4 protein-coding genes are annotated in these 6274 nt (G+C 62.9%); 3 read left to right on the forward strand and 1 reads right to left on the reverse strand.

Translation table 11 applies throughout. The features are described 5' to 3' along the window. Positions 1-30: 30 nt before the first annotated feature. Positions 31-2679, reverse strand: a complete 2649-nt coding sequence (locus HMPREF0178_RS09730; protein ID WP_009733270.1) for a valine--tRNA ligase — start codon at positions 2677-2679, stop codon at positions 31-33. A 92-nt stretch (positions 2680-2771) separates the two neighbouring features. Between HMPREF0178_RS09730 and HMPREF0178_RS09735 the strand changes: the two genes are divergently transcribed. The 3 genes from HMPREF0178_RS09735 (at position 2772) to HMPREF0178_RS09745 (ending at position 5960) form a co-directional block, all read left to right on the forward strand. Next, the gene (locus HMPREF0178_RS09735; RefSeq protein WP_009733271.1) at positions 2772-4091 is read left to right on the forward strand and encodes a BPL-N domain-containing protein; all 1320 of its coding nucleotides are present in this window, start codon (positions 2772-2774) and stop codon (positions 4089-4091) included. After that, a complete protein-coding gene (locus HMPREF0178_RS09740; RefSeq protein ID WP_009733272.1) occupies positions 4078-5193 on the forward strand; it encodes a GAK system CofD-like protein in 1116 nt (371 codons plus the stop codon). The genes HMPREF0178_RS09735 and HMPREF0178_RS09740 overlap by 14 nt, the downstream gene beginning before the upstream one ends. Positions 5194-5435: 242 nt before the next feature. Then, a complete protein-coding gene (locus HMPREF0178_RS09745) occupies positions 5436-5960 on the forward strand; it encodes an NUDIX hydrolase (protein WP_009733273.1) in 525 nt (174 codons plus the stop codon). The last annotated feature ends 314 nt before the right edge of the window (positions 5961-6274 follow it).

Genomic DNA, 6274 nt, shown 5'->3' on the forward strand with positions numbered 1-6274 from the left:
AAGCTTTCAATCAACACCAATCAAAATCAGCTACATGACATCGCGGAAGCGCTGCTGGAGGGCGGTGAGCTTCACGCGGGCGTCGGTGAGTTCGGCGACGCGGGCGCGCTCGCGCTCGACGATTTCGGCGGGGGCGCGGCTGACGAAACCCTCGTTGGCGAGCTTCTGGTTGAGGCCGCCCAGCTCCTTGTCGATCTTGCCCAGTTCCTTTTCAAGGCGGGCCAGTTCGGCGGCGAAGTCCACAGCGCCGGACAGGTGCACGATGACTTCGCAGCCCTGTGCGACATGGCTCGCGGAAGCCTTGGGCGCTTCGCCGTCGGCGTCGATGATGAGCTCGCCGAGGCGGGCCAGCGTCAGGATGACTTCACGGTTTGCCTCAAGGACGTCCTTCTGGTGGGCGTCCGACGGACGGAGCAGCACGGTCAGCCTGTAGGATGGAGCGATGTTCAGCTCGGCGCGGATCGTGCGGATCATGCCGATGACTTCCTGCACGAACTCCATGCGGGCGGCGGCTTCGGGCTTGAGGCAGCCGGGACGCGCTTCGGGCAGGAGCTGCACCGCCGCGTCGGAACCGGCCCCGCCGGGCAGGGCCTGCCAGATTTCGGCGGTCACGAAGGGCATGATCGGATGCATGAGGATGAGGAACTCGCGCAGGGCGGTCCACAGCACATACTGGGCTTCCGCCTTGCGGGGCCCTTCTTCCTTCATGTCCGGCTTGATGAGCTCCAGATACCAGTCGCAGAACTCGTTCCAGAGGAACTTGTAGAGGGTCTGGGCGGCGTCGTTGAAGCGGTAGGCTTCGATGGCGTCGTCCACATCCTTCTTGACCTCTTCGAGGCGGTGGAGCAGCCACTGGTGGTGCAGCCCCTGCACCTTGTCGAGTTCCACGGCGGCGGGCACGTCCTCGGGCAGGTTCATGAGCGCGAACCGGGAAGCGTTCCACAGCTTGTTGACGAAGTGGCGGTAGCCTTCGATGCGGTCTTCCGAGAGGCGGATGTCGCGGCCCATGGCGGCGAAGGCCGTCAGGGTGAAGCGCAGGGCGTCGGTGCCGTACTTCTCTATCATCACCAGCGGGTCGATGACGTTGCCGGTGGATTTGGACATCTTGCGGCCCTGCGCGTCGCGCACGAGGGCGTGCAGGTAGACGTGCTTGAAGGGCACCTGATCCATGAAGTGCAGGCCCATCATCATCATGCGGGCCACCCAGAAGAACAGGATGTCGAACCCGGTGACGAGCACGGATGTGGGATAGAACGTGGCAAGATCCTTGGTCTTGTCCGGCCAGCCCATGGTGCTGAAGGGCCACAGGGCGGACGAGAACCACGTGTCGAGCACGTCGGATTCCTGTACCAGCTCGGAGGAGCCGCAATCGGGGCAGGACGTGGGATCTTCCTCGGAAACGATGAGCTTGCCGCACTGGGAGCAGGTCCATGCCGGGATGCGGTGACCCCACCAGATCTGGCGGCTGATGCACCAGTCGCGGATGTTGTCGAGCCAGTTGTAATAGGTCTTCATCCAGTTTTCGGGGAAGATCTGGGTCATTTCCGGCACGGCGGCGCGGGCGCGGGGCGCGAGCTTCGTGGAAGCAACGAACCACTGTTCGGACATATGCGGCTCGACCACGGTCTTGCAGCGGTAGCAGTGGCCCACGCTGTGATCGAGATCCTCGATCTTCACGAGCTGGCCGGAAGCCTGCAGATCCTCGACGATGCGCTTGCGGCATTCTTCCTTGGACAGGCCGGCATACGGCCCGGCCTCGGCGGTCATGTTGCCGTCCTCGTCGATGCACTGGATGAATTCAAGGCCGTGGCGTTCGCCGAGCGTCCAGTCGTTGGGGTCGTGGCAGGGGGTGACCTTCAGGGCGCCGGTGCCGAACTCCTTGTCCACGTAGCGGTCCGCGAACAGCGGCACGACGCGGCCGATGACGGGCACGACGATCTTTTTGCCCACGAGCCCGGCATAACGCTCATCCTCGGGATGCACGCACACGCCGGTGTCCGCCATGATGGTTTCGGGGCGGGTCGTGGCGATGATCACCGAGCCGGAGCCGTCCTCGAAGTCGTAGCGGACGTGGTACAGATGGCCCTTTTCGGGCATGTGATCCACTTCGTCGTCGGCAAGGGCGGTGTGGCAGCGGCTGCACCAGTTGATGATGTACTTGCCCTTGTAGATGTACCCTTCCTTGTACAGTTCCACGAACACCTTGCGGACGGCCTTGGACAGGCCCTCGTCCATGGTGAAGCGTTCGCGGGTCCAGTCCACGGAATCGCCGAGCATACGGATCTGGTTGAGGATACGGTTTCCGTAGTCCTCTTTCCACTGCCACACGCGTTCGACGAAGGCTTCGCGGCCGAGGTCGTGGCGGGTCTTGCCTTCCTTGGCGAGGGCGCGTTCCACCACGTTCTGGGTGGCGATGCCCGCGTGGTCGGTGCCGGGGAGCCAGAGCACCTTCTTGCCCTTCTGGCGGGCGTGGCGGCAGAGCACGTCGATGAGCGTGTGGTTCAGGGCGTGGCCGATGTGCAGCGCGCCCGTGACGTTTGGCGGAGGGATGACAATGGAGAAAGGTTCGCCCGGGGCGTCGGGGTCGGGAGTGAAGGTCTTGTTCTTTTCCCAATACTCACGCCAGTGGTCTTCCACTGCGTGGGGCTCGTAGCCCTTGGGTAGTGCGTTTTCGGACATTGCCTGCTCCGATGAAAGGGTTCAAAGGCTCGTGTCAGAGAGGAAGGGCGGGTGTTGTCAACAGCGCCCGGTTGTTCTATGCAGAAGGGACCATGACTGACATAGCCATATTTTGGGATGCTTCGCAGCTTTGGGGTCTGCTCGTGTGGCGGGCCGCCGAAGCGTTCGGGCTTCCGTACCGTCTGGTCAAAGCGAAAGAGATAGCTCAGGGCGCGCTTTCTGACAAGACGTCTCTCCTTATTGTACCCGGCGGAACGGCCCGGCACAAGTCTGCCGCACTGGGTGAAAAAGGGCGGGAAGCCGTGCGCGCATGGGTGCGTGGCGGCGGCCGCTACGTGGGGTTCTGCGGCGGGGCCGGGCTTGGGCTTTCCGATGCCGCCGATCCTGTGCGTACCGCCGAAATCGGTAAGGGCCTGTGCCTGTGCCCGTGGCACCGTGCGGAAATCGGCGAACGCGTGCAGCACTTCGTTTCCGGGCACGTCCGCGTCCGTTTTCAGGGCGGGCATCCGCTTGTCCCGGAATTTTTTTCCGAACCCGTCGCCCCCGGCTCCGAACCGGCTATCCCGATCTGGTGGCCGGGGCGCTTTGCGGCGTCATCCGGGGGCCCTGACGACGGGGTGGACGTGCTGGCCCGGTATGCTGGCTCCGATCCCCGCACCTGCCCGCCGGATCTGTGCGTGGCCGACCTGCCTCTCTCTTCGCTGTCCCCCGCCGTGCTCGAACAATGGATCGAGCTGTACGGCGTCTCGCTGGCGCCGGGGTTCCTCAACGGACAGCCCTGCGCCCTGCACGGGCGATACGGCAAGGGGAGCTATACGCTCAGCTACAGCCATTTGGAGACGCCGGGATCACCGGACGCGAACCGCTGGTTCGCACACATCCTGCGCACGCTGGCGGGATTCGAGCCGAGGGCGGATACCGTCCCGGCGTGGCGGCCCGGCGAGATGCCCGTGTTCTGGAACGATCCCGATCTGCTCGAAGCCCGGCGGGGTATGGGCGAGCTGATCCGGCTCGGCCTCGCCCACGATCTCCTGTTCGAGCGCGCCCCGTGGCTGACGGGCTGGCGTTCCGGCGTTCCGGGCTCGGGGCTCAATGCGCTGTTCATGGGCCTGTGCGTGCTCACGGGCGTGTCCCCGTCTCCGGAAGCCGAGACGTTTTGGGCCGCGCAGCGCATCCGGTTCGGGGAGACGTTCGCGGTGTTCAGGCAAGGCGTCGAAGGGCTCCTGCTCGGGCTGCGCCTCGCCACGATCATGCCGGAAGAAGTGCCGCGCAAGATTCTCGCCGAGCAGCGGCTGGCGCTGTTCGGCTCCGCCATGCAGGGCGGAGGCCTTTACAAGGAATTGATGGACATGGTCGACGAGCTGCTGTTCCTGAGTTTGGGAAAGGCCGGAGGGTGCGATGGTTCCGCCTGACGGAGGTTCGCGCATCCTGTTTTTCAGCGGCGGCACGGCGTTGGCTCCGGTGGCGGCGGAACTCTCCCGGCATACCCGCAACGCCGTCCACGTCATCACCACATTCGATTCCGGGGGTAGTTCCGCCGAACTGCGCCGGGCGTTCGACATGCCCGCCGTGGGGGACATCCGTGCCCGGATCATGGCGCTGGCCGATCGCTCTCTTGAAGGCAATCCCGAGATCGTGGAGTTGCTCGGCTACCGCCTGCCCAAGGATGCCGGGCCGGAAGCCCTGCACCGTGAGCTGGCGTCTCTCGCGTCCGGAGCGCATCCGCTGGTGGCCGCGATTCCCGAGCCCATGAACGAGGTTGTCACGCAGCACCTTTCGGCTTTTCGGTCACTCATGCCCGTTGATATGGATCTTGCCGGGGCGAGCATCGGCAACCTGATCCTGACTTCCGGCTATCTTTCCCTCGATCGTCAGCTTGAGCCCGTGGTGCGGGTGTTTTCCGGCATGGTGCAGGCGCGGGGCGTTGTCATGCCCGTGGCGGATTCCTGCGCCCACCTGTGCGTGCGGCTTGAGAACGGCGAGGTCATCGTGGGGCAGCACCGCTTCACCGGCAAGACCGCGACCGCCATCACCTCCCCCATACATGATATGTGGCTTTCAGCCTCTTTGGATGATCCTTCTCCCGTTTCCGTGCCCATCCAGCCGCGTCTTGCCCACGTCATCCGGACTGCGGATCTTATCTGCTATCCTGTGGGCAGTTTCTTTTCTTCCGTGATGGCGAACCTGCTTCCCCTCGGCGTAAGCTGTGCCGTCCGCGAGGCCGCCTGCCCGAAGGTGTTCATTCCCAATCTCGGCACGGACCCGGAGCTTTTCGGGCTCACGGTGCAGGATCAGGTGGCGTATCTGCTGCGTTTCGGAGCCGACGGCTGCCCGGCGGGGCAGGCGCTCAACTGGCTTCTTGTGGACGAGGACGAGTCCCGCTATCCCGGCGGCATCCCCTACGAGTGGCTTGCCCGGCTCGGCATCCGTGTCCGCAAGGCGCATCTTGTTTCCGAGCCTCCCTATCTCGACGCGGGCTTGCTGTGCCGCGAGCTTTTGGGTGACTGGAAGTAGGGAAAGGAAATTGGGGAAGGGAGGGAGAACCTTTCTGAAGAACCCTCATCCTCCCTCTCCCAAGACTTTTGTAATGGGGTGGGGGATGATTGCGGGCTTCCCTGCGAGAAAGGTGAGCGGAATTTGTTTTTCTTTGAAATGATTGGATAACAGGGCAAGGTTTGAAAATGCCCTGTTGCGCTTTGGGGCGACTTTTGGGAAGAAGAAATGTTTGCGGGCGATGAATGGGGGGATTCCCCTCTATGCATATGGGGAACATCCCCTTCATTTTACTCAAGGGACTGATGATGAAGACTGAATTGACCTGTCCGAAATGCGGCGCGATCGTTGAAAAATATCTGAATCCCAAGCCGACCGTGGACATCGTGATCCATGATCGTGAGCGCGGGCTCGTGCTGGTGGACCGCAAGAATCCTCCCTACGGCAACGCCTTGCCGGGCGGCTTCATCGATCTGGGCGAGTCCGCCGAGCAGGCCGCCGTCCGCGAAGCCTTTGAGGAGACCAATCTGCGTGTGAGGCTGACCGGGTTGCTCGGCGTGTATTCCGCACCCGACCGCGATCCCCGCCAGCACACCATCTCCACCGTGTTTATCGCCGAACCCTTGAATCCCGAACAGCTCCGCGCCGGGGACGACGCCGCGAAGGTCGCCTTCTATTCGATGGAAGCCCTGCCCGCCCTCGTTTTCGATCACGCCAAAATCCTTGCCGATTTCAAGGGCGTCCTGTACGGCGGCCGCTCCGCCGCCGGGCTCACGACGCCTTGGTAGAAGGGAAGCCATTGGGGAGGGGAGAGGGAACCCTTCTTCAGAAGGGTTCCCTCTTCCCTCCCCAAACCCCACCCCTCTCCTTCCCAAGACTTTCGCGTTTATCGAATCCCTCTTGACGGTTATCCTCCTGAAAAAGAGACAGCCCTGAACAAAAGAATGTTCAGGGCTGTTGAGCAATGTATTTTTATTGGGGGCTTTGCAAACTTAACGAGCCCTACGCCGGAACGGACTCCCGCCGTATAACCTCCCCATCAGTCGAAAGTCTTTGAAGAGGATGGGGGGAGGTTTGGAGGGGGGAAGGGGAAACTTTCTTT

Source organism: Bilophila sp. 4_1_30 (genome assembly GCF_000224655.1).
Lineage (GTDB): Bacteria > Desulfobacterota > Desulfovibrionia > Desulfovibrionales > Desulfovibrionaceae > Bilophila > Bilophila wadsworthia.